Raw genomic sequence first — 20,477 nt, forward strand, 5'->3', positions numbered from 1 at the left:
TACAAATGCGGGACTGAACGTTGCTTATCCAATCGACCGATAGGTGTAGACAGACTCCGCCAATGTAAATGTATCTCCATCCGCCAAGGGATACTCCTTGTAAGGAGCAAGAATATTACCCTGAAGAATAGTCCCATTCACAGAACCCAGATCCTTAATGACATAGCCCGATTTGTTCCGGCTCAATTCCACATGAGCACGGGACACCCCGGTCGCTGTATCCACCCACTGAACCATATCCGCTGATCTTCCGATGACAAAAGATGCTCCTTTCACATCCATCCGTTCATTTTGGTCACTGGTGCCGGATCTTCGTTCAAGATAATAAGACGCCATCACTGGGCCTTCCCCTTTAAAGTTACCTTTAGCCACATTCTGTAAGTTCACGGTTGCTTCCGCAACTGTATCATGTCGGATTAGCTCTGAAGTTGAAGCTACCATCTCCACAGGCCGCTGAACGAACGGTGGTTCGGAAGGTTCTGTTGCCATATGCATACGTTGATAACGGGAATGTTCATTTCCATCTAATATCGGTTCAATCGCTTGTTGTACACGTTCCTCTTTCCTATCAGCTGTATTCCATCGCCAACTTTCCTGAAATGGTTCCTCTTCATCTTCCGCTTGCTTCCCTTTGTTCTTACCTAAATTGAATGAAAAAGACCGCTTATTCTCTGGTTCATTATGAGAGCTCCCCTTACGCTTCCACGTCCATCCTGCTACACCAAGCAAACCAAGGCTTAGTACCATGCACAGGATCATCTGCGTCTGTCCCGGTTGCTCCATGTAAATGAATCTCCACACCAGTGCCATGGCAACCATGTAGCCCAATATGATATAGGTAACTTTGGAAGATTCGGACTTTTCCTCCGTTTCCATATCAACACGCTCTAGCGAATCATAAGAGTTACTCAATCCATGATGTACACCGCGTGAGTCCTCCAATGAAGATTGTCCAGGTGAGCGCCTGTTTGGAAAGGTTCGAGATCTCACCGGAAAGTCTTCAACCTCGGATTCACTCGTTTTTTGCGGCTGACGGAAATTTAGTTGCGACTCCATAGCATTTTGAACGGGAGCACCGGGTTGATCTGGACGAGAATAACCAGTGGATTGCCTGCTATCACGCCCAGTAATTGACGAATGAAGATTACCTCCTGGCGGACCATCGACGATTTCCGACGTTCTGGACGAGAGAAATGCCGCTCTTCCTCCGCTCTCTTGCTCGTCTGCGTATAACTCCAGTAGAAGCTCTCGCAATTGTCTAATATCCCAGCGTTCATGGTCACATAACTGCAGAACACGCTGAATTCCTTCTCCCTGCAGTTCCTCTACATGAGCCATCAGCCTGATTACCAGCTCACGGAATTGCTGAGGCATCGGATCAACATCAACGGTGTCCAAGATAGGCACATATACCATGCCAAGCTCACCCTGTTCGAATGAACTGTTGATGAATAGGTACTCTTCCTGGATCAATAATTTACGAGGCTCCAGCATATATTGTCGACATTCCGTGAAGGCATCGGCTAATTGGAACAACAGACCATACAGAACACGCAACTTGATTTTGCTTGACTTTAACATCTGGGATAACATCTTGTAGCCGGATATGTCGTACTGCAAAGTTACATTACGGTCCACTTCCCGAATATGAACAGGAAGAAGTCGCGGAATCTGATTGGAGGACAACATCCCCATCTGTACCCGGCTCAATTCCTCCATTCGTAACCCTTCCTTTTTCTCCAAAACCATGAACGCTCCGCCGTTACGAATAAAATCTCTCGTTAATCCATACATGCCAATCCTCTCTTTCCATTGTTATATAGGATCAACTAAAGAAAGTTACACTGGGCACTACGATGACGGAACAACCTTCCGATCGCTGTTATCCCCAGATTTCTTGATTCCCTTCTATAAAGGGAGAAATCCGGGGATAAAGGCGAGCGCTACGCTTCTTCATTTTTTTTCCGTCCTCTCCGTTCATGTGTAAAAAGTTTAGTTGATATAAGTTGAGTTACAATATGTTACACTCTGCCATTCCAATTGTAGTGCCATCTTCTATCACTGTTACTCTCAAAACTTCTTTACTCCTTCACTCAAGGGAAAATTCCTGAGATAAGCACCGTGATAAACCCAGGCAATACGGCTAGCATGAATGGAAACTTCAATGTCTTCTCTTTGTTCAGCAGCTTGAGGGAACCAAGCATAAAGAACCCGGCAAGATTACCTGCCATGCCCCGAATCCGTTTCGCTGAGTCCTTGCGGAATAGAAGTATCACTAAACCAATGGCTCCTGCATACAAAACGGAGTAAATAATCACATGAATGCCAAAAGCAAGTCCCGTCCATGCGCCAATCGCACCAAACAATTTCACATCTCCTGCCCCTACTGCGCCAATCGCATACATCAGAAACAAAATACCAAAACCTGCTCCAAATCCAGCGGCTGAGAACAAGAAACCATCCCAACCACCCCATATGATATGGGCCAGTACGCCTGCAACAGTCACGGGTAAAGTCAATCGATTTGGAATTTTCATGAAACGAATATCTGTAACAAAAGCTGCAATAATGTATAGGCCACAGGCAATGTAGAACCACTCCACCTCCATCATCCCCTTCCTTATTTCCTGGAGGCCACGTTAAACGTAGTCTCCGTCTTGGCACCGTCTCCTGTCTCGACAACAAAACTCCATGTTCCTTCTGTTGTCCGAGTACCAACAAACCAGGTCCATTCGATCATTCCATTCTCATCCGCGGTGGCCCAGCCGATGTGCTTCGCGGAACTTTCACCTGACTTGTAAAATATCGTTAAATTGGCTGTTGCTCCTGGTTCCACCTTCACCTTGATCGTTGCATTGTTGCCTATGTAAGCTGGTTCAGGCTTCGATAGTATCGTTGCTGAACCCGCAGTATCCCCATCTCCTGCGCTGCCATCTGCCCCTTCTCCGGTATCTCCAATCCATACCCGTTCTGCCGCAGCAGCCTGAATCCGAAGCGGTTTACTGAGAAAGGGGACTTTAACCGGCAATTCATAACTCAGTTCAAGTCGGAAATATGGATTTGTTTTGTTTTTGAGATCAGGTATGGAAATCCCATTCACATGAACCCGTTCCATATCCAGCAGAGTTGGCTCGATAAATGGTTGAAGCAGCGGTTTTACCGTGGGATCAAGTACGGTTTCCAAGACGGATGTCTTGATCTCCTGTAGTGGTTGTTCACCACTGGCAGCCGCTGAACGTACCCAATTACTTAATGGCTCGGGCAGAGAAGAAGCATAACCTTCTGCCCACTCTGTCAGAGACAACTCCGGTATCTTCCACCCTCCTCCAGAGCCTTCACCACCTGCAGAATCCGAAGGTGTAAATGCAAGGGAAACGGGATATATTTTCGTTGATAACTGCTTCACCGCTTCCCCTGCTGTGCTCTGTAGCGCTGTGAAGATTAGAGTCATTTGCACAATGAAGATAAGAAACATGATAAAGAACAGAAAGACAGGTAACACCAGTGAGGCTTCCAGAACCATGCTGCCCTGTTCTTTTTTCGGAGGACATATCTGCTTATTCAGAGACTTCAAACGTTGCAATCTGATTATCCTGGTTAACCGAATCTGTAATTGTGCACTTTCTTTTTCATATTGTTGCTGCTTATCCATAATCCCTCCACCGAAACGATCCTGATCACTCAATAGGAATAATCCGCCTTCCGCTCAATGAAAATTCGCCCATCTTCAACCTGGTCTGCACTCCCCATAACTGCACCTATGCTTCTAACTACCCCTGGCAAAAACCACAGCTTGATGCTGCTGCGCATGTTACCCGAAGCGTATGTCTGTTTCTCATCTGGGTTCACACCCGTATTCAATCGAATTAACGCCAGCATGCGGGACATTTTGCGTTCATTGTTGCTGTGCATCAAGAGGAACAATCGAAGATGATCCCTGTACGTTAATTTGACTTTGATATACTTGGACAATTCCACACTGCCCTCTTTTGCTAGTTTCACCATATCGGCAATGGCGTTTGTAATTCCGTATAAAATGGCAGCCGATAACACCAAAAGTGGATTCCCCAACTTGCTGTGTTCAATTAACCCTTCTGCGGTTCGAATAGCGAGGCGCATCCCGAAGATTTCCGCATATGCCGCAGCGATGTTACCCGATGGATTATGAAACCCGTAAACGATATACTCCAGTTCCTGATTTTCCAGTTTGAAGACATCACCCGCATCTCCACCACCTTCAGTCCAGGTAAATAGTTGACCAAAATCCATGGAGTTGAAATAGGCTAGAGCGTATTCATTCTGGAACAATTCGTCGCCAAGACTATCCAGCAGACCTGACATCCCGCCAAACAAACTGTCCATTCCCTTCATGGCATCGCCACCAGAGTCATAGGGATCACCAGCAATCTCTGCCTTTTTGGATTCCTCACGACTAGCCTCATTAAAAGTAATATTAGCGTTGTAATACTCCTCCAGCTGTTTGAAAGCGTCCATGGAACCAGCACTTCCATTCTGAATCTGCGACAAGATTCGTTTAACTTCCTTTAATTTCCCTTTGGATTCCTTATCATTCGCTTTGCGCTCAGCATCCGACCCACGACCACTCTCCAGCTGCTGCTTACTTTGCAGGATGAGATTAGCAGGACCGCTACGCACATAGGTGTCCATATATCGTTCTGTAACCTGACTTGCCTGTCTGACTGCCGGTTTAATCGGAACACCACTCATACCCGTGACGCTACGAAGCTGTGTATTCAATTCCATGTTGTCTCTTCTGACGTTAGAGAAGTCCGAATTCTGGGAAACAACTCGTGCCTTCAACTGATCGAATAGGCTATCTGCCCTCACAAGCTCCGAAGCAAGAGAACGTGTACTTTTGGCTTCAGTGCCTGATCCTGTAGATGCGGGACTCGTTCCAGGCAGATTCGAGTTGCCCACGTTGTCGTAACTGGCATTCTGCGAACGGTTCTCCCCCTCCGCGATCACACGTTTCATTTCCTCATTGATCTTGCGTGCTTCTTCGATCTTGGACTGTGCTTCCTCCAGCTTCGTTTGATGGGCCTGTAACGCCGGTTGTATGACCATGCTGATGCCTGTCACCACATTACCAACACCAGTCCGATAACGAGCCAGTTCCAATATGTATTGTTGCTCTCTGAACGGCAATCCCTCATCCGCCTGTTTCTTGTTAAGATAATCTGCATAACGTGCCGCTGCCTCGGCAGCTGTCTCTGGTGTTTCTTCCAACATTTCTTCATAGATGCCCTGTGAAGGCGGGTCCATGATTAACTTCGGAAGATTCTTCAGGTTCTCCGCGGATTCCGTCTGATTGGCAATGGCTTCATCCAACAATTCTTCACGTTTGTCATATAACTTCTGCAATTTTTTCAACAAGTCTACCGTGTGCGAGGCTTCCTTCATCTCGTCTGACATCGGTTTGAACCGATTGATCACTTCAAGGGTAAAGTCAACCGGAGCCCGATACTTCATATCCTCCTGAATCTGCCGATTAAATATATCGTATCTGCCCAGTTCACGCTCCATGCTCAGCTTAGTTGTATCCCACTGGATATCCAGAATGGGGAATCCATCTTTCACAGATGAAGGCCTCACACTATCATTCAGCACTTTAGCCATAATCGCATCCCCACTACTGTCGCCATACCCGAATAAACCATACTCCCTCAGTGAGGTGTCATAGGCTGACATGACGGATCTCATCGCAGCATGAGTCATTCGTTCAGTCTGCACCTTGAATGCCGCTATACGAGCATAATCAATAAATATAGCGACAAACATATAAACTCCGGCCAAGATTAATATTAAAAAAAGGGTTACGGCCCCCAACTCACCGTCTTTTTTTCTAAACAGCTCCGCCCTCCTCCTTTTCTCACTTTTTGCTTTTGCCAAAATGCTGCACAACCTGTCCTGCTTCCGCCGCAGTACTCGCGGCTTCTCCGCCTTTGCCTTTAAACTTGGCTGCGTAATAACGGACCAGATCTACCGTTCGAATGAATTCCACCGGTTCAACAACCGCGGATGATCCTTGGGTCAGCACACGGTTACCTGAATCGAACAGAAAAGAAGGAAGAGGCAAAGAGATTACTTGTTCCAGCTTGGTCGTTACTTTCCGCTGAATCAGAGAATTCTGATACTCAATTGTTCCTTTCATGACTGAGGGCATCTGTTGAACTGCTTGTGCTAATTTCTGTTCCGAGAGACTTCCGCCTTCACCAGCAGGTACAGATACGCTAACCTGATTGTCCGCTCCCGCCCAGCCAAACAGCGCTCCAAGCATACGATCATCCGTCAGTCTCCAGTACAGACTGTCATGTTCTCCAGCAACATATTCACCCGTCATCGCCTGTTTGTGACTGTTGTCCCAGCTGTAGGCTGCACGCTCAGAAGCTGCATAGGCATGTTGATTCAGGAATGTCTTTTGATACATGTACATGGTAAAGAAGAGCAACAACACAAGAATAAACAGCACGACAGGGAAGATCAGGGAGGCTTCAACGGTGAAGCTCCCCTCTTCCTTCTTCAGCCTGTTAACCCGGGAAAAATTCATTACTTTTTGTATCCACTTTGCTAAGAAGAGACTTGATTAGTGCCGTTATTTGGTCTTTAAAAATCAAAGCAATAATGATAATAACCCCGATGATCAGAATCAGCTCCAACGTACCAAGTCCGTCCTCTTCCTTCCAAAATGCGTTTACCTTGTTTTTCAACATTTCCATCATCCCAATTCCTCCTACATATTCATCATCATAAAAGCAGGTGCACCGATCATGACCACAATCGTAAAAAAGATCAGTACCATCGGAAACACCAGTTTGGAAGAAGCCTGTTCTCCCTTCGCCCGACTGACAGCTTTGCGTTTCTCCCACAACACATGTGACAGATCCCGCAGCGCCAATACAAAGTCACCTCCCCCACGCCGGAAATTCAGCAGCACCGTTGTTGTAAAAATCGTCACTTCCTGTACACCGCAGCGGCGACTGAACTGTTCAAATGATTGTTGAAACGAGTACCCATTATTCCAATCTCCCACGGTCTTTCTAAGTTCGTTGTACAGCGGATGATCTCGTTCCCCCTGGCTTGTGACACAGTGAACGATGGCACGCTGAACAGTCTCCCCAGCGCCCACTAATAGAACAATTCGGTTCAATAGTTCGGGCAGCTCCATAAGGATGTCCTGATCTCTCCGCTGGACCTTGGTATTGAGGTCTCTATAGAGTGCAAAAGGTAAAGCTATTCCTAACGCTAGTCCACCCACCATACCCCCGATGCCCATAACTCCAACAAGTGTTAACAGACAACCTGCCAGTAACATAAGCCACGTGTAGGTTAACATTTCAGCGCAATAGAGCATCGTTTTCTCCCCACTGTGCTGTATGCCATACATTTTCTGAATGGCATGTTGCATCCGAAACATGAGCACAGGCAATCTGCGTCCAATCTCGAACTTGTCCAATATAAACAGGAAGGGACCATGCAATTTCTTCAGTCGTAATCCTTCCATATCCAGCTTGCGCAGATGCCGGTAGGTCTGTCCCCGGGTTCGATCCAGCGCCAGCCATCCCGCTCCGAGCATCCCTGCGACTATAACGGGAAGCAGCATCGTTTCAGCTCCTTATACTTTGATATCCATAATGCGATTAATCCACAGATAACAGCAGGCGAGTACTGCCAAGGCACCGCTAGAGATGAGGTAACCCATCCCGCTATATAACGGCTCCATAAAGTCCTTGGCGGTCAGATTGAGGAATATCAAAAAAATAAATGGAGCGGCAAACATCACCTTCGATTCGAACTTTTTCTGTGATACCGCGACCATAATATCCTGCTGAATATCCAGTTTCTCACCAATCACCGCAGAGGTACGGCGCACAACCTCAACCAGATCACCGCCAGTTCGTTTGCACGTAATGAACACATCTGCAAAATTCGTAATATCCTCAATCTGCGCCCGATCCGAGAAATCCTGTAGTGCTTCTTCAATCGGTTGTCCATACTCCATCCGTGTCCGCAATATCGTGAACTCACGAATCAGATCGGTATCCGCTTCCGGGTTCAACATTCGCAGATCCTCCACGGATTCCTTGAATCCATTTTCCACCGATTTTCCTGCGGCAAGTGCCGAAGATAATGCATATAATGCTTGCTTAAAATGTAAACTGAGTGTCATTCTTTTTCGTTCCAGCAGCACTTTAGTCCAATGTTTTGGTACCCATATGCAACCCGCAGACAGGATAGCTCCAGCCAACCAGTGATGGTAGAACAGAATTCCGATGCCAAAAAAAAGCAGACCACTAATCAACATACAAACCATTCGTTGTCTCCGGGAAAGCGTATATACGGTGTAATCCGTCAACATCTGTCTGGCTTCACCCAACAGTAATCACCTTCCAATGACTTTAATTCACGTTGTTATCTGATGAATCTGATTCAACTCTATATTGTTCTATGTATTCATCCAGCCATCCCCCGAGCCCAGCCATTTGAATTTTATCCACCTGATTCAACTTTCCAACCTGTACTAACCCGCCAATAATTTTGCCTTCACGCTCTTCTTGTTCCTGGAAACGAAACAGTGGATTCAACAAAACCTCACCATTCTGCATGCCAATCACTTCACTAATTTCTGTCACCCGCCGTGAGCGGTCCCTTAGCCGGGATAAATGTACAAATATATCGATCGCCGAACTAATCTGCTGCCTTACAACCGCAATAGGAAGATCCGCACCACTGAGCACCATCGTTTCGAGTCTGCTAATCATGTCGGAAATCGTGTTCGCGTGCCCTGTAGACAATGATCCATCATGGCCGGTGTTCATGGCCTGTAACATATCCAGCGCTTCTGCGCCCCTGACTTCCCCAATCACAATCCGGTTCGGACGCATCCGTAAGGAAGACTTGATCAGATCCCGAATGGATATCTGCCCTTTGCCTTCGGTGTTAGCATTCCGCGTTTCCAGTGATACCAGATTCGGTACCGTAACAATCTGTAACTCAGCCGAATCCTCAATGGTAATAATCCGCTCATCGGCAGGGATAAACTGTGATAGTGCGTTCAGAAAGGTCGTTTTTCCCGATCCGGTCCCGCCTCCAATGAAAATGTTATATTTGCTCCGTACCAACTGTTGCAACAGTTCTGCGGCTTCTTCATGCAAGGCACCTTTTTCAATCAGATCAGACATCTTCATCGGTTCACTGGGGAATTTACGAATCGTCATCGTGGGGCCTTTCAAGGCAATAGGAGGCAACACGATATTGACCCGTGAACCATCCTTTAAACGGGCATCTACGATTGGTGAAGACTCATTCACAATCCGGTTTACCCCGGACACAATCATCTGAATAATATCCTCGAGCCGTTCCCTTGACTCAAATTCAAGGGTGATCTGGCTGACTTCACCTTCCTGTTCCACAAAAATCTCCTTGTGACTATTGATCATAATCTCCGTAATATCGGGATGATCCACGAGCGGCTGCAAAATATCCAATCCACGAAAGGAGTCAAACAATCGCTGCACCAGCGTATGACGCTCTCCTGAGGTCAGATCATCCAGCTTCGGGTCAGTGAGAACTTTACGTTCTATCCCCTGCCACAGTTCATCATCTCCTGCGGAAGAGGTTAGATCGAGCCCAGCCCTGACTTCCCTGCGCATCATCTGAAACTGTTCTTCACGCTCCAATATTCTATTGGATGAATCCATCATAGTGCCCACCGATCCTGCTTCTGAATTCGTCCCGTCTGCTTCAATTCTTCTTCACCATCTTGTACCAGCATGGCACATAATCTCTTCACTTCACGTTGGAAGATCGGTGAACTAAGCATGACTTCCTCCTGACTGAGTTGTTTCCAAGAAGGGATAAAGGGCAACACTGCATCCAGATGCAGATCAGGACGTGGGAGTGCATTGACGACATTGTCCCGATATTTGTTAACCACAAAGCGTGAACGCTCCAGCATACTTTCGTACAAATCTGGCTTCGTTCGTTCAGCATGCTGCAACCATTGTCCCCATCGATGCATGGCAGATATATCATCCTCAACCAACCAGACAAATGCATCTGCTGTATCCAGCACCCCTTCACTGCGCCCATCCCAACCGGAATCCCCATCCAGGATCAGCATGTCATATTGTCCGCAATCGGTTAAATAACGAAGCAGATTCGACGTATTCTCACGAGTCATTTGCAACAATTCTTTCCGATTCGATAATGGCCAGAACACATCGGATTTCAATGCTTCATGCCGGACCACATATCCATCTACGCCCTTCGATAGCGCCTGTAACTGCTTGCCGGATTCCTTTCTGCCCACCTTCAGATCGTATAACAGGCGTGACAATCCCGTCTCCGCATCCGGGTGGCGCTGCCCACTTCTAGTTAGTCCCTTTTCCAGAAACGGGAGCGCACTGTCCAGCGTCTCCAGATTCAGATAGAGAACAGCATAACCTGCAAGTCCCAGTTGCTTCGCCATATGCAGGGCTACTGCCGTTTTGCCACTTCCACCCGAAGCGGATATTACACCGATGGAGAGAGTCTCTTGCCCTGGATGGTGTATCTTCTTGCGGCGTGGCTGCCGACAAGCATGCATCACAGCATCCAGCAAAGCAGGCAAGGGTTGGTATTTCATCAGCCGCTTGGCCTCTTCCACCTCTTCCATCCCTTCACTAAGCATCAGCCAAGGTACACCTGATCCTTCTCCCCCGTTATTGAGCCAGTCATTCAGAAACTCCGGTTCCGCAATAACCAGATCCGGTAATTCACGACCTTCCTGCTGATTCATATGATCCTTGAACGAATCCCCTTGGGAGAATGCCGTGAAACGCACATGGAAACCAGACGAATCTCCCTGTACATAATCAAGCCAGGCGCTAATGTAATCTCTATCCTTTGAAACCAGAACAACCTTCAGTACAATCAATTTTTCCTTCCCTCCCTGTCAAAAAGCACAAAAAAGCACCGCCCAATAACCGCATGAATATGCAGTATATGGACGGTGCTTCCGTCACGTGCTATGAATGTATGGATAATATAGCATACAATTTCTGGTGGAGCAAGGGATTTATTCTAACCCTGCACCCTTAGGATTGATATGGTGAATCGAACTCAATAATGTTACGGTCGGGATCAAGTACAAAAATCTGTGCGAATCCCGCTACACTATTAGGTCTCGCTTCGTACTCAATTCCCTGCTGCTCCAACCAAGCTATAGTCCCTGAATAACTGGTCACCCAGATCGCAAAGTGGCCGTCTGTTGTATCAATCCCAGCCTCGCGTAACGTGTGACCCTCGGGGTGCTGTAACAGATGAAGCTGCTGGCTACCGATGGCATACCATGTACCTGTGGAGCGGAAAGGCGGACGTTCAATCTCCTGCATTCCCAGTAACCCCGAATAGAACTTTTTCGCGATTTCCAGATCACGTACAGCCAGACTAACATGGTGGATGTGTGCATATTCGATCATCTTTGATCTCCCCTCTCTACTTCAATATGACTATACTATAACACCTTGGACCCTGAACATATTCTCCTCTAAAAAGAAAAACACCCCTGTTTGAATCCGGTAAACCTCTCGGTTCACACAGATCTAGTTCAGAGGTGCCTGTAAACGGTACACAATGATGTGCGTTCATCGCTTTAAATGATCTTCAGCATTTCATTTGGCAATTGTGCTAGCCAACTTATTTAGCGCTATCCAATGCTTCTTGTGGTATCTTGATCTCTTCCACTTGATCATGGTTGGAGAACGTACTGTTCATCTTCATGTCCATCGTCATTTTCTGTCCATTCTGTTCCATCTCCATGACCATGGTTACATCCGTACTTGCCGGCAAATACGTTTCTTTGTTGATCATGTATTTCATCTTCATGCTGGTAATATTCATCTGATCAAGCATAGCTTGCATCTGGGCATCCGAGCCGTTTTGCTCCATCACGGCTTTGGCCAGTTCTTTTACATTATCACCGGATACGTCAGCGTTAATCACATAATTGTCGCCTTCTTCGGTTACTTCAGTATCTTCTTCGATCTTTTTGAATTGCTCCAATTCACCTTCTGGATTCATGCTTGCTTTCATCTGCTCAATCAATGCAGCAGTTTGAGCTTCAGGAATCGCAACCCATTGCTCCCCAACTTGGGAGTAGATTTTATCCGAAGTGATATACTGCTTCACATTCTGAGCTTCCTGTCCCGACATTTCCATATTCATTTCTTGATAGATCATCATTGGATCTTTGATAATATCCATCTTGAGCGATGTTTTGACCTGTTGATCCTGGGACTGTTCACCAGCATCCAGTTTCAGATTCTGATCAATGTTTGCTTCAGTTGTGAAGCTTTTCATTTCTTTCGTTGCTGCATTGGTTTTGGTAATCAATTCGTCTAAGGTAGGGATCTTTGTTTCCTGCTCCGCAGGTGTATTGCCCTCGTTGGATGTTTCGTTGTTAGTTGCTGGCGGCGTTGCCGTATTATCTGTGTCGTTACCACATGCTGCCAAGCTCACTGCTAATAATGCCCCGATAAATAATGTAGTCCACTTCTTCAAGTTGTTGTCCTCCCAAAATAGATATGATCTGTAGTCATTACCCAATTATTTCCGTTATTAATCATAAAAATCGATCTTTGATCTCCGGGGTAGGCAACATGCACGCCTCATCCTTGCCAAACCAGCGATAACGGTTGCGAGCAACCCAATTATAGATTGCATTACGAATAAATTTCGGTACAATAATGAACACATATAACAATGGATAAGGAAACTTCAGACCTTTAGCCAATCGTAGTGCGGCCGTTGAACGTGTATAGTATTTTTCATTTTCAATCAAAACAAAAGTATCCATACTGTCTGTCGACAGATTGCCCTTCACTAGCAGTGCCTTGGCTACATCCGATTGGAGCGAAGCAAAATGATATTTCCCTTCCGGGTCACGTTTGATAATCCATTTGGTTAAGCCCTGGCAGAAGTGACAGACGCCATCCACCAGTACGATGGGATGTCCCTGATGCACATCTGTTTGATTTGCTGTCATATTGACTGCCTCCTATTGTTGCGGTTAGAGTAACTTACCCAATCTGAGCCTTCTTGTTCACTAATTCTAAATTTATTTCTTCTAGAGGTAGTTCAAAAAGTCCGCTTTTGAACACGCATTGTTAGGAAATAAAAGAAAAAGAGCGCAGGCACTGTGCCCACGCTCGTATCTGTCCGGCAATTACTCAGCAATTGCCTTTTCCATCCATTGGTCATCGATCATTTGTTGATGCAGGTCACTTGCCCACTGGTCCATACATTTGCAAATGAAATCTTTGCGACATACTGGACAAGGCGTTTTCTGCAGACGGCTGATATTGGTCATCTTCCATTCCGGAGAACGGGTGTAGAATACACGGCATTTTGTACCGTCTACCAAATTCATTTTGAATTCATACAATCCGTCTTCCTTGTTACCATAAGCTAATTCTAAATCTGCAATACGCGGTCTATAAGACATGGATATCACCTGTTTAATTCAAATTTGGTTCATGCAATGACACTACTCAGTACTAAGTTATATTAAAGAAAATTCAGTTCAATGTCAACTCGCGCATGTCTACCCGCCAAACAGAATATCCAGAATCGTCCCTACCTGTCCTTGTTTTTTACCTTTCAAAACATCCGGATCAAATACTTCAACATAGCCGCAGGAAGCACAAGCCACAAACAGGTAGTGGTTATGTTGTATATCGAACATCTTGCTCAGGCCTGCTCCTGACATGGAAACTTCCTTAATGTTACAATCCGTGCCCCTGCATTTTGTACATACAAATCGGCGCTCAATCATCTCTTCAATACTCATCTTCGTTCCCCCTTTATGGAATGTGTAGCATGAAGTGGGAGTGCAATTATGTAAAAAGTACGCGATCTGGCATCTGATCTCCTGCATCCTGTCCTTATATTATAATCAACACAAAACCCTGCCGATTGCCAGCAGGGCTTTGTAGTCGAACATCAGGTATCTGGGATACCCTGCTCTATATGTTCCCCTTTACTTGGCGGGAGTCAAATCTTAGACTACGTTTAAAACAACATCAATGTTGCCACGTGTCGCTTTGGAATATGGACAGAAATCATGTGCCTTGCGGGCCAGATCTTCTGCTTGACTGTGATCCACACCAGGCATACTCACGTCCAAGCGAACAGATAATTGGAAACCGTCATCCGCAGGGTCTTTACCAATGGATACGTTACTTGTAACGACCACATTCTCCAATTTCACACCTGCTTTACGTGCTACATTGGCAAGGGCACTTTCATAACATGCTCCATATCCAGCGGCGAAGAGCTGTTCAGGGTTGGTACCTTCACCACCGGGACCTCCGAGCTCTTTGGGCATTTTCAGATCATGTTTGAGCACGCCATCCGAAGAAGCCACAGAACCTGTACGTCCACCTTTAACTGTTGCTACTGCTGTATATAAAGCTTCCATTAAGAATCTCTCCCTTATCCATATAGTTTTAAATGCCTTCAATTGAATTTAAACTTCTGGCTCAATTTGAAACGCATTTTATATCTTTATCAGCTTTTACATCTTTATTATTTTCATGCATCCTATCTCCATGTCTGTATTTTTTCTGAGGTTGGGTAATATAAAAAAGGGCATTTTCAAATTAGAACATAAATTTTGTGTTAATACATAAAAGTTGCACTAGACAAAAATTATTGAAGGAGTACAATGTAACAATAAACATAAAAATTTAGATATATCTTGAGCGGTTCGTCCCGCATCACTATTCCAAAGAGTCAGGTGATAAACGTATGAGTAAAGAAAATCCATTCAACGCTCCTTCAAGAGAATCATTGTCTACTGCAGGCATGGCCCCTTCACTCGGAGAAGCACATAGTTCCATGAAAATACCGCAGAATGCGGCATGGTGGAAGAAATTCCTCGCTTTTGTAGGGCCAGGTTACCTCGTTGCCGTAGGTTACATGGACCCCGGCAACTGGGCAACAGATATCGCAGGCGGATCGCAGTTCGGGTATACCTTGTTATCCGTCATCCTGCTCTCGAATCTGATGGCCGTTGTGCTTCAATCGTTGGCTGGAAAGCTTGGAATTGTCACTGGACGGGATCTGGCCCAAGCCTGCCGCGAACGCTTCAGCATGCCTGTTGTCGTCATGTTATGGATTCTGTGTGAACTGGCCATTGCAGCTACCGATCTGGCTGAGGTCATAGGTTCTGCCATCGCATTAAAGCTGTTATTTAACATCCCCATGTTATATGGCGTTATTATCACCGCAGTTGATGTACTCCTGATTCTTGTACTGCAAAACAAAGGTTTCCGTGCTTTGGAGACTCTCGTCATTGTGCTAATGGCGACCATTGCCCTCTGCTTCGGTATTGATCTCTTCCTGGCGAAACCCGATATGGGCGGTGTTCTCCATGGTTTTGTACCAAATGTTGAGATTTTGCAAAACCCGGCCATGCTCTATATCGCTATTGGTATTATTGGAGCAACTGTGATGCCGCATAATCTGTATCTGCATTCTTCCATTGTGCAGACCCGTCAGATCGAACAGACCCCACAGGGCAAAAAAGAAGCTATTCGGTACTCGACCATGGATTCTACAATCGCGTTGACACTCGCCTTGTTCATCAATGCGGCCATCCTGATTGTATCAGCTGCTGTATTCCATAGTGCCGGCATGACGCAGGTTGCCGAGATCTCAGATGCCTACCACTTGCTCACACCCCTATTAGGGACTACAATCGCAAGTATCCTGTTCGGTGTGGCGCTGTTAGCATCAGGCCAGAATTCTACCCTTACAGGTACACTCGCTGGGCAGATTGTTATGGAAGGTTTCCTCAACATTCGGATTCCGGCTTGGCTGCGCAGACTGGTCACACGTCTGATCGCTATCATCCCGGCAGTAATTGTCACAGCAATCGCAGGAGAACACGGCACAGAAGAACTGCTCATTTTGAGTCAGGTTGTGCTGTCTCTTCAATTACCTTTTGCAGTAATCCCTCTGGTGATGTTCACGAGTGATAAAAAAAGCATGGGTGCATTCGCCAACAAAATGTGGCTCAAAATCATCTCATGGGTCATTACAGCGATTATCGTTGTGCTGAATGTGTATCTGATCATTCAGACGATCCGGTTATTCTGATCTCGTTCTGATCGACTAAATACTAAAAAGGCTGATCAACTCCGGTATTCAATACCAAGTTGATCAGCCTTTATTGTTGCAGTACAGCAACGTGTTTCTTTTTGCAGTAAAACTCTAGCTCTAACAAACAATCATCTAATCCTGATCCGGCACAAGTAAAGGCAGAAGTTGATCCAATGAATCCACAGTCCAATCCGCGCGTTCATCATCCGATCGGTCTGGCTGGAATCTTCCATAACCCTGCATAATTCGAATCGTATGCATGCCCAGCTTCCGGGCAGGAATGATATCGTTATCAATCCGATCCCCGACCATGACGGCTTCCTCTGGCGCACAACCTGCCTGTTTCAAGGCTACAGCGTATAACTCTGGATCTGGCTTGGACACCCCTTCTTCAGCCGAGCAGGCCAGAACATCAACATACTTCCGCAGTCCGTAACTCTCCAGTCTTTCTTCCGTTCCAGGACTTTGATTGGCAATAATGCCAATGCGATAATACCGCGACAACTGCTGAAGAACGGAATCCGCTGAAGGAAAAGGACGTTCAAGATCTTTTTGAAACTTCAGCTTGTCCTGAATCTGTTTCTGATGTCCCTCGTCTTCAATGAATGTGCGGATCGCCACCCTCATAGGCCATTGCTCATATTTCTGGTAACAGTTCGCGAACAGTTCGCGTACCGCCTCAATCTTTACCGGATACCCCAAAGCACTGGCTTCGCGGACGAACTGTCCGATAATATCATCAACCGGCTCCCATTCGTCCACCAGTGTATCTCCAACATCAAAAAACAACCACTTTAATCCACTCACATCCGGCACGCCAATTCCTCCTTGTAAGCATAAAAAAGAAGACTCACCATCATGCATGAGTCTCCTCAAATTTCCGTTTATCGATACTTTCAATTATAACAGGCACCTTACACCTGAGCAATCACAAGCTATGGCATTAACCATTGAGGAGAAAGCCGACCTCTCCGTTAAGCGAATATACAATCCGGTCTGCACCCATTCCCCGATAGATTCCCTTCGGATGGCTTTGCTCCGTAATGACGCACAGGGATTTCGATGTCCATGATCGACATATCTGTAAATAACGACAGGTCAGGTTCAGGCTATTCTCGAAAATAAACACGTTGCCCACACTGCCCTGCGGCAAAAACCATTTTTGAGCTGCAGCCGTATTCATGCGAATGACATGCTCTACTCCGATTCTACGGAGTCTGCGCTCTTCCCCTGCACTGTTGGTTAGAACGGCAAACGGCATTTTTTTGTACATCAGCAATTTGATAAATTTGCGTCCTGCTTCATTAGGAGCAGTCACTAAGATCATCTCAGTATCCATCATTCGTTCCTCCCTTGGCGTGAAAAGACAACAAAAAAGAAGCGTGGGGGACCAAGGCCTCCCGAACGCTTCTTAAAGAACCCATGGCGAAAACGCCATGAATCAGCGTACGGCTTGTTGCCTCTCCCTTTAACGCTTACGAGGTTAGCTGACGGATTCGGGCGCGAGAGTCGCCCTATTTCCGGCTGTCACCGGAAAATTCACCCCATGAATGCCTACTGTCCAAGACAGCGCATTCTGTTGGTTCCCCCGTTTCCCACTCATGAATGAATGGAAACTCAGCGATTAAAACATCGTTCGTATATCTTAAGTTAAGATCGAGCGATATTATCGTTTGTTTCGTTTTTCAAGTACAATTTAGTTTAAATTGAAATTACGTTATGAATCATACACCCGTGCCATGGCGGTGTAAAGTCCGGACAGATCACCGAATCGACAGATTTTCGCCATTATTCATATATAATAACGCTTACAATATGGTTATACTCTATCTACCTCTTCAAGGCTATCTAATTCTCACTCTGGTGAAAATCACTTCGCAATTCATTCACGCAATCTGCACAACTTGCCTGTTTTGATTCATTTAACACCATATAAGTTTTGCATTAATTAATTGCAACCAATATAATAAGAGGTATCAGATGATATCATGGAGGCGATTGAGATGACAGTCTACGATTACAAAGTGAATACCCTTCGCGGTCAAGAAGTTGAAATGTCCGACTACCGTGATAAAGTGTTACTGATTGTGAATACGGCAAGCTCATGCGGACTTACTCCTCAATTCAAAGGTCTGCAAGAACTGCAAGACAAGTTCCAGGATGCGCCATTTGAAGTCCTTGGTTTTCCAAGCAACCAGTTTGCACAGGAAAAAGGATCTTCCGACGATATCGCCGAGTTCTGTCAGATGAATTATGGCGTAAGCTTCCCGATGTTTGAGAAAATTGATGTGAACGGCTCAAGCGCTCACCCTCTCTTCCAGCACCTTAGCAAAGAAGCACCCGGCCTGCTCGGCTCCAAAGCAATCAAATGGAATTTTACCAAGTTCCTCGTGGATCAGAACGGACAGGTAGTTAAACGTTATGCTCCCAAAACAACACCTGACAAAATTGAAGAAGATATCAAGAACTTGCTGCAAAAATAATACATGGGCCGCCATAGCTGGAAGGGAAGGTACAATCGTCCCCGGTAATGGATGGCCTTTTTTTCTCAAACCTTGATGTCAGACTGTTCAAAAAAGCAAAAAAAGAAGCTTTCCATTAATGGAAAGCTTCTTCTTAATCGTTCATATGATGCGGTCGAGAGGACTCGAACCTCCACGGGCATACGCCCACTACCCCCTCAAGATAGCGTGTCTGCCATTCCACCACGACCGCATGTCGTAAATAATCGGCAACAGAATTGATTATACCGGGTTCAGAACTAAAAGTAAAGTATTTTTTAAACCTTCTTTTTGGGTAGGCATTTTCCTCAAAAAACGCATATTCTCGTCATGTTTATCCATGAACTGCATATCATTAGATTCGATCCCCTCTTTTTTCGGCTAGAGCCGATTTTGTTGATTCATTATATATAGTCCTCCCTGCAACTCACAACTTACATTATACGTAATATAAAATAACACATATAACTGAATTTAGATTTAATACATTAAATCCCACCAATTCTATTGACAAAATGCGGACATTTATGGGATGATAACTATCATATAATTCGGATTTTCAAACATAAAGCAAACAAAAAAGAATATAAATGTCACTTAATATGACATTTAACGAACACAGGAGGCGAATGATTGTGAACCGTGGGAATAAGCTGCTCGATTATGTCAAACTGCTTGATTCCTCTATTCAGGTTGGAGGGTTTACCCATTCCTTCGGCATGGATATCCATATCAGGGAGGGTACCATTCGTAATGCTGAAGATCTCGAATCATTCATGCGTTGTCAGTTGCATCCCAGCATTGTTCGTCTTGAAGGCATGGCCATCAAAGGCATCTATACCGCAGCAGATCACAAGGATACATGGCGGATAGCTCTGATCGACAAACTGGTCCATGTTCAGCGAACTCCTGGAGATCTCAGAGAACAAGCTGCCGCCATGGGAAAACGATTGATCAGACTGGCACGCGCTCTGCACCCCTGGATTGATTTCAGCCAGCTCGAACAGATCTTCGCCAAATACGATTCGGTTGGCTGCCTCTCCACTGTTCACGCCTGGATTAACCACCACCTCGACATCCCGGTTGAGGAAGCGGTCCTTGGTTACCTGCATTCAGCCATGAATGCCTGCATAACCGAAGCCTCCAAAGTCATTCCCCTGAACAACGATACAACCAAAGATCTGATGGTCCGCCTGGCCACGGATCTTGAGAATGAATGGAATACCGTCAGCGCCTCCGCTGCGGATGGACTGGCACAACCAACCTCGATGTCCATGAAATCATTTTTCCCCAGTTTCCATATGCTTGGAGCTGGACTTCATGCCTATAGGGCCTAGTTCTCTTCCTCATCAAACCTCCCCCTTCATTCAGACAAACTAAAAAACACGCGGCAACCTCCTTGCCGTCGTGTTTTTTGTCATTTTATTTGTTTATTTAACGTATTTACGCCATTAAACATCACAAAATACACTTTTTTCCGTCTTTTTTAATTGTTAGATGACGCATTTACGTATATAATGAAATATACAGCTCGCATTTCTATATATTCTACATGAAGAAAGGGCGACTGAATACTACATTCTAACCAGGGGTGAACCCTTTTGAACAAGAACAAGAAAAAACCAGTGACTCCGTTCGGATGGGCCATCAAACGACGGCTAACCGAACTACAAGTGGACCAGAAGACCTTTTGTGAACAGCACGGCATTCCACCCTACCGTCTATCCAATCTCATTCACGGCACACGCAAAGCAACCCGATTCAGGCACATGGTCGCTGATATTTTGGATATTCCAGATGAACCGAGATAAG

22 protein-coding genes, 1 tRNA gene and 1 riboswitch are annotated in these 20,477 nt (G+C 45.7%); of the genes, 4 read left to right on the forward strand and 19 right to left on the reverse strand.

Annotation, left to right across the window (positions count from 1 at the left end):
• Positions 1-24 precede the first annotated feature (24 nt).
• From AB4111_RS09305 to AB4111_RS09380, 16 genes are all read right to left on the reverse strand, one after another.
• Positions 25-1,794 carry a DUF6382 domain-containing protein gene (locus AB4111_RS09305; protein WP_442031301.1) on the reverse strand — a complete coding sequence of 590 codons (1,770 nt, stop codon included), beginning with the start codon at positions 1,792-1,794 and terminating at the stop codon, positions 25-27.
• 299 nt (positions 1,795-2,093) lie between these two features.
• Complete coding sequence (locus AB4111_RS09310; RefSeq protein WP_442031609.1) at positions 2,094-2,609, reverse strand: A24 family peptidase; 516 nt, start codon at positions 2,607-2,609, stop codon at positions 2,094-2,096.
• An 11-nt stretch (positions 2,610-2,620) separates the two neighbouring features.
• Positions 2,621-3,652, reverse strand: coding sequence for a pilus assembly protein (locus AB4111_RS09315; protein WP_442031610.1), 1,032 nt, complete (start codon positions 3,650-3,652; stop codon positions 2,621-2,623).
• Between the two features lie 29 nt (positions 3,653-3,681).
• Positions 3,682-5,910, reverse strand: a complete 2,229-nt coding sequence (locus AB4111_RS09320) for a hypothetical protein (RefSeq protein ID WP_442031302.1) — start codon at positions 5,908-5,910, stop codon at positions 3,682-3,684.
• Entirely contained in the window at positions 5,891-6,568 is a 678-nt protein-coding gene (locus AB4111_RS09325; RefSeq protein ID WP_442031303.1) for a TadE/TadG family type IV pilus assembly protein, read from the reverse strand. The genes AB4111_RS09320 and AB4111_RS09325 overlap by 20 nt, the downstream gene beginning before the upstream one ends.
• Positions 6,549-6,740, reverse strand: coding sequence for a Flp1 family type IVb pilin (locus AB4111_RS09330; RefSeq protein ID WP_442031304.1), 192 nt, complete (start codon positions 6,738-6,740; stop codon positions 6,549-6,551). The genes AB4111_RS09325 and AB4111_RS09330 overlap by 20 nt, the downstream gene beginning before the upstream one ends.
• Before the next feature lie 11 nt (positions 6,741-6,751).
• Complete coding sequence (locus AB4111_RS09335) at positions 6,752-7,621, reverse strand: type II secretion system F family protein (protein WP_442031305.1); 870 nt, start codon at positions 7,619-7,621, stop codon at positions 6,752-6,754.
• Between the two features lie 12 nt (positions 7,622-7,633).
• Entirely contained in the window at positions 7,634-8,377 is a 744-nt protein-coding gene (locus AB4111_RS09340; RefSeq protein ID WP_442031611.1) for a type II secretion system F family protein, read from the reverse strand.
• 40 nt (positions 8,378-8,417) lie between these two features.
• Entirely contained in the window at positions 8,418-9,719 is a 1,302-nt protein-coding gene (locus tag AB4111_RS09345; RefSeq protein ID WP_442031612.1) for a CpaF family protein, read from the reverse strand.
• Entirely contained in the window at positions 9,719-10,936 is a 1,218-nt protein-coding gene (locus AB4111_RS09350; RefSeq protein ID WP_442031306.1) for a nucleotide-binding protein, read from the reverse strand. Before AB4111_RS09350 ends, AB4111_RS09345 begins: the two co-directional genes overlap by 1 nt.
• Before the next feature lie 160 nt (positions 10,937-11,096).
• Positions 11,097-11,480, reverse strand: a complete 384-nt coding sequence (locus AB4111_RS09355; protein ID WP_442031307.1) for a VOC family protein — start codon at positions 11,478-11,480, stop codon at positions 11,097-11,099.
• 217 nt (positions 11,481-11,697) lie between these two features.
• Positions 11,698-12,561, reverse strand: coding sequence for a DUF6612 family protein (locus AB4111_RS09360; protein ID WP_442031308.1), 864 nt, complete (start codon positions 12,559-12,561; stop codon positions 11,698-11,700).
• A gap of 61 nt (positions 12,562-12,622) precedes the next feature.
• Positions 12,623-13,045, reverse strand: coding sequence for a thiol-disulfide oxidoreductase DCC family protein (locus AB4111_RS09365; RefSeq protein ID WP_442031309.1), 423 nt, complete (start codon positions 13,043-13,045; stop codon positions 12,623-12,625).
• A gap of 180 nt (positions 13,046-13,225) precedes the next feature.
• Positions 13,226-13,504, reverse strand: a complete 279-nt coding sequence (locus AB4111_RS09370) for a hypothetical protein (RefSeq protein ID WP_264931978.1) — start codon at positions 13,502-13,504, stop codon at positions 13,226-13,228.
• Positions 13,505-13,603: 99 nt separating this feature from the next.
• Positions 13,604-13,849, reverse strand: a complete 246-nt coding sequence (locus AB4111_RS09375) for a zinc ribbon domain-containing protein (protein ID WP_036610816.1) — start codon at positions 13,847-13,849, stop codon at positions 13,604-13,606.
• 210 nt (positions 13,850-14,059) lie between these two features.
• The gene (locus tag AB4111_RS09380; RefSeq protein WP_253431868.1) at positions 14,060-14,479 is read right to left on the reverse strand and encodes an organic hydroperoxide resistance protein; all 420 of its coding nucleotides are present in this window, start codon (positions 14,477-14,479) and stop codon (positions 14,060-14,062) included.
• A gap of 386 nt (positions 14,480-14,865) precedes the next feature.
• On the opposite strand from AB4111_RS09380, the gene AB4111_RS09385 reads away from it, so the two are divergent.
• Complete coding sequence (locus AB4111_RS09385) at positions 14,866-16,161, forward strand: Nramp family divalent metal transporter (protein WP_442031613.1); 1,296 nt, start codon at positions 14,866-14,868, stop codon at positions 16,159-16,161.
• 135 nt (positions 16,162-16,296) lie between these two features.
• Here the strand turns inward: AB4111_RS09385 and AB4111_RS09390 are convergent, their stop codons facing one another.
• Positions 16,297-16,980 carry an HAD family hydrolase gene (locus AB4111_RS09390; protein ID WP_442031310.1) on the reverse strand — a complete coding sequence of 228 codons (684 nt, stop codon included), beginning with the start codon at positions 16,978-16,980 and terminating at the stop codon, positions 16,297-16,299.
• A gap of 127 nt (positions 16,981-17,107) precedes the next feature.
• Positions 17,108-17,506: a hypothetical protein gene (locus AB4111_RS09395; RefSeq protein ID WP_235193755.1), complete on the reverse strand. Its 399-nt coding sequence runs from the start codon at positions 17,504-17,506 to the stop codon at positions 17,108-17,110.
• Positions 17,507-17,621: 115 nt separating this feature from the next.
• A riboswitch (cyclic di-AMP (ydaO/yuaA leader) is annotated at positions 17,622-17,797 on the reverse strand.
• Between the two features lie 370 nt (positions 17,798-18,167).
• Between AB4111_RS09395 and AB4111_RS09400 the strand changes: the two genes are divergently transcribed.
• The gene (locus AB4111_RS09400; protein ID WP_215076520.1) at positions 18,168-18,647 is read left to right on the forward strand and encodes a glutathione peroxidase; all 480 of its coding nucleotides are present in this window, start codon (positions 18,168-18,170) and stop codon (positions 18,645-18,647) included.
• Between the two features lie 149 nt (positions 18,648-18,796).
• On the opposite strand, the gene AB4111_RS09405 is transcribed toward AB4111_RS09400, so the two are convergent.
• Positions 18,797-18,879, reverse strand: a tRNA-Leu gene (locus tag AB4111_RS09405).
• A 421-nt stretch (positions 18,880-19,300) separates the two neighbouring features.
• On the opposite strand from AB4111_RS09405, the gene AB4111_RS09410 reads away from it, so the two are divergent.
• Both AB4111_RS09410 and AB4111_RS09415 read left to right on the forward strand, forming a co-directional pair.
• Positions 19,301-20,002, forward strand: a complete 702-nt coding sequence (locus AB4111_RS09410; protein ID WP_442031311.1) for an urease accessory protein UreF — start codon at positions 19,301-19,303, stop codon at positions 20,000-20,002.
• A gap of 264 nt (positions 20,003-20,266) precedes the next feature.
• Positions 20,267-20,476, forward strand: coding sequence for an XRE family transcriptional regulator (locus tag AB4111_RS09415; protein WP_442031312.1), 210 nt, complete (start codon positions 20,267-20,269; stop codon positions 20,474-20,476).
• The last annotated feature ends 1 nt before the right edge of the window (position 20,477 follow it).

This window comes from Paenibacillus sp. 2KB_22 (assembly GCF_052115745.1).
Taxonomy (GTDB): domain Bacteria; phylum Bacillota; class Bacilli; order Paenibacillales; family Paenibacillaceae; genus Paenibacillus.

What these genes read in the sequence shown, in the direction of transcription:
- AB4111_RS09305 (WP_442031301.1), bottom strand. Translation starts at nt 1,794, where the DNA reads ATGTATGGATTAACGAGAGATTTTATTCGTAACGGCGGAGCGTTCATG.
- AB4111_RS09310 (WP_442031609.1), bottom strand. Translation starts at nt 2,609, where the DNA reads ATGGAGGTGGAGTGGTTCTACATTGCCTGTGGCCTATACATTATTGCA.
- AB4111_RS09315 (WP_442031610.1), bottom strand. Translation starts at nt 3,652, where the DNA reads ATGGATAAGCAGCAACAATATGAAAAAGAAAGTGCACAATTACAGATT.
- AB4111_RS09325 (WP_442031303.1), bottom strand. Translation starts at nt 6,568, where the DNA reads ATGAATTTTTCCCGGGTTAACAGGCTGAAGAAGGAAGAGGGGAGCTTC.
- AB4111_RS09330 (WP_442031304.1), bottom strand. Translation starts at nt 6,740, where the DNA reads ATGATGGAAATGTTGAAAAACAAGGTAAACGCATTTTGGAAGGAAGAG.
- AB4111_RS09335 (WP_442031305.1), bottom strand. Translation starts at nt 7,621, where the DNA reads ATGCTGCTTCCCGTTATAGTCGCAGGGATGCTCGGAGCGGGATGGCTG.
- AB4111_RS09340 (WP_442031611.1), bottom strand. Translation starts at nt 8,377, where the DNA reads ATGTTGACGGATTACACCGTATATACGCTTTCCCGGAGACAACGAATG.
- AB4111_RS09345 (WP_442031612.1), bottom strand. Translation starts at nt 9,719, where the DNA reads ATGGATTCATCCAATAGAATATTGGAGCGTGAAGAACAGTTTCAGATG.
- AB4111_RS09355 (WP_442031307.1), bottom strand. Translation starts at nt 11,480, where the DNA reads ATGATCGAATATGCACACATCCACCATGTTAGTCTGGCTGTACGTGAT.
- AB4111_RS09365 (WP_442031309.1), bottom strand. Translation starts at nt 13,045, where the DNA reads ATGACAGCAAATCAAACAGATGTGCATCAGGGACATCCCATCGTACTG.
- AB4111_RS09370 (WP_264931978.1), bottom strand. Translation starts at nt 13,504, where the DNA reads ATGTCTTATAGACCGCGTATTGCAGATTTAGAATTAGCTTATGGTAAC.
- AB4111_RS09375 (WP_036610816.1), bottom strand. Translation starts at nt 13,849, where the DNA reads ATGAGTATTGAAGAGATGATTGAGCGCCGATTTGTATGTACAAAATGC.
- AB4111_RS09380 (WP_253431868.1), bottom strand. Translation starts at nt 14,479, where the DNA reads ATGGAAGCTTTATATACAGCAGTAGCAACAGTTAAAGGTGGACGTACA.
- AB4111_RS09385 (WP_442031613.1), top strand. Translation starts at nt 14,866, where the DNA reads ATGGCCCCTTCACTCGGAGAAGCACATAGTTCCATGAAAATACCGCAG.
- AB4111_RS09395 (WP_235193755.1), bottom strand. Translation starts at nt 17,506, where the DNA reads ATGATGGATACTGAGATGATCTTAGTGACTGCTCCTAATGAAGCAGGA.
- AB4111_RS09400 (WP_215076520.1), top strand. Translation starts at nt 18,168, where the DNA reads ATGACAGTCTACGATTACAAAGTGAATACCCTTCGCGGTCAAGAAGTT.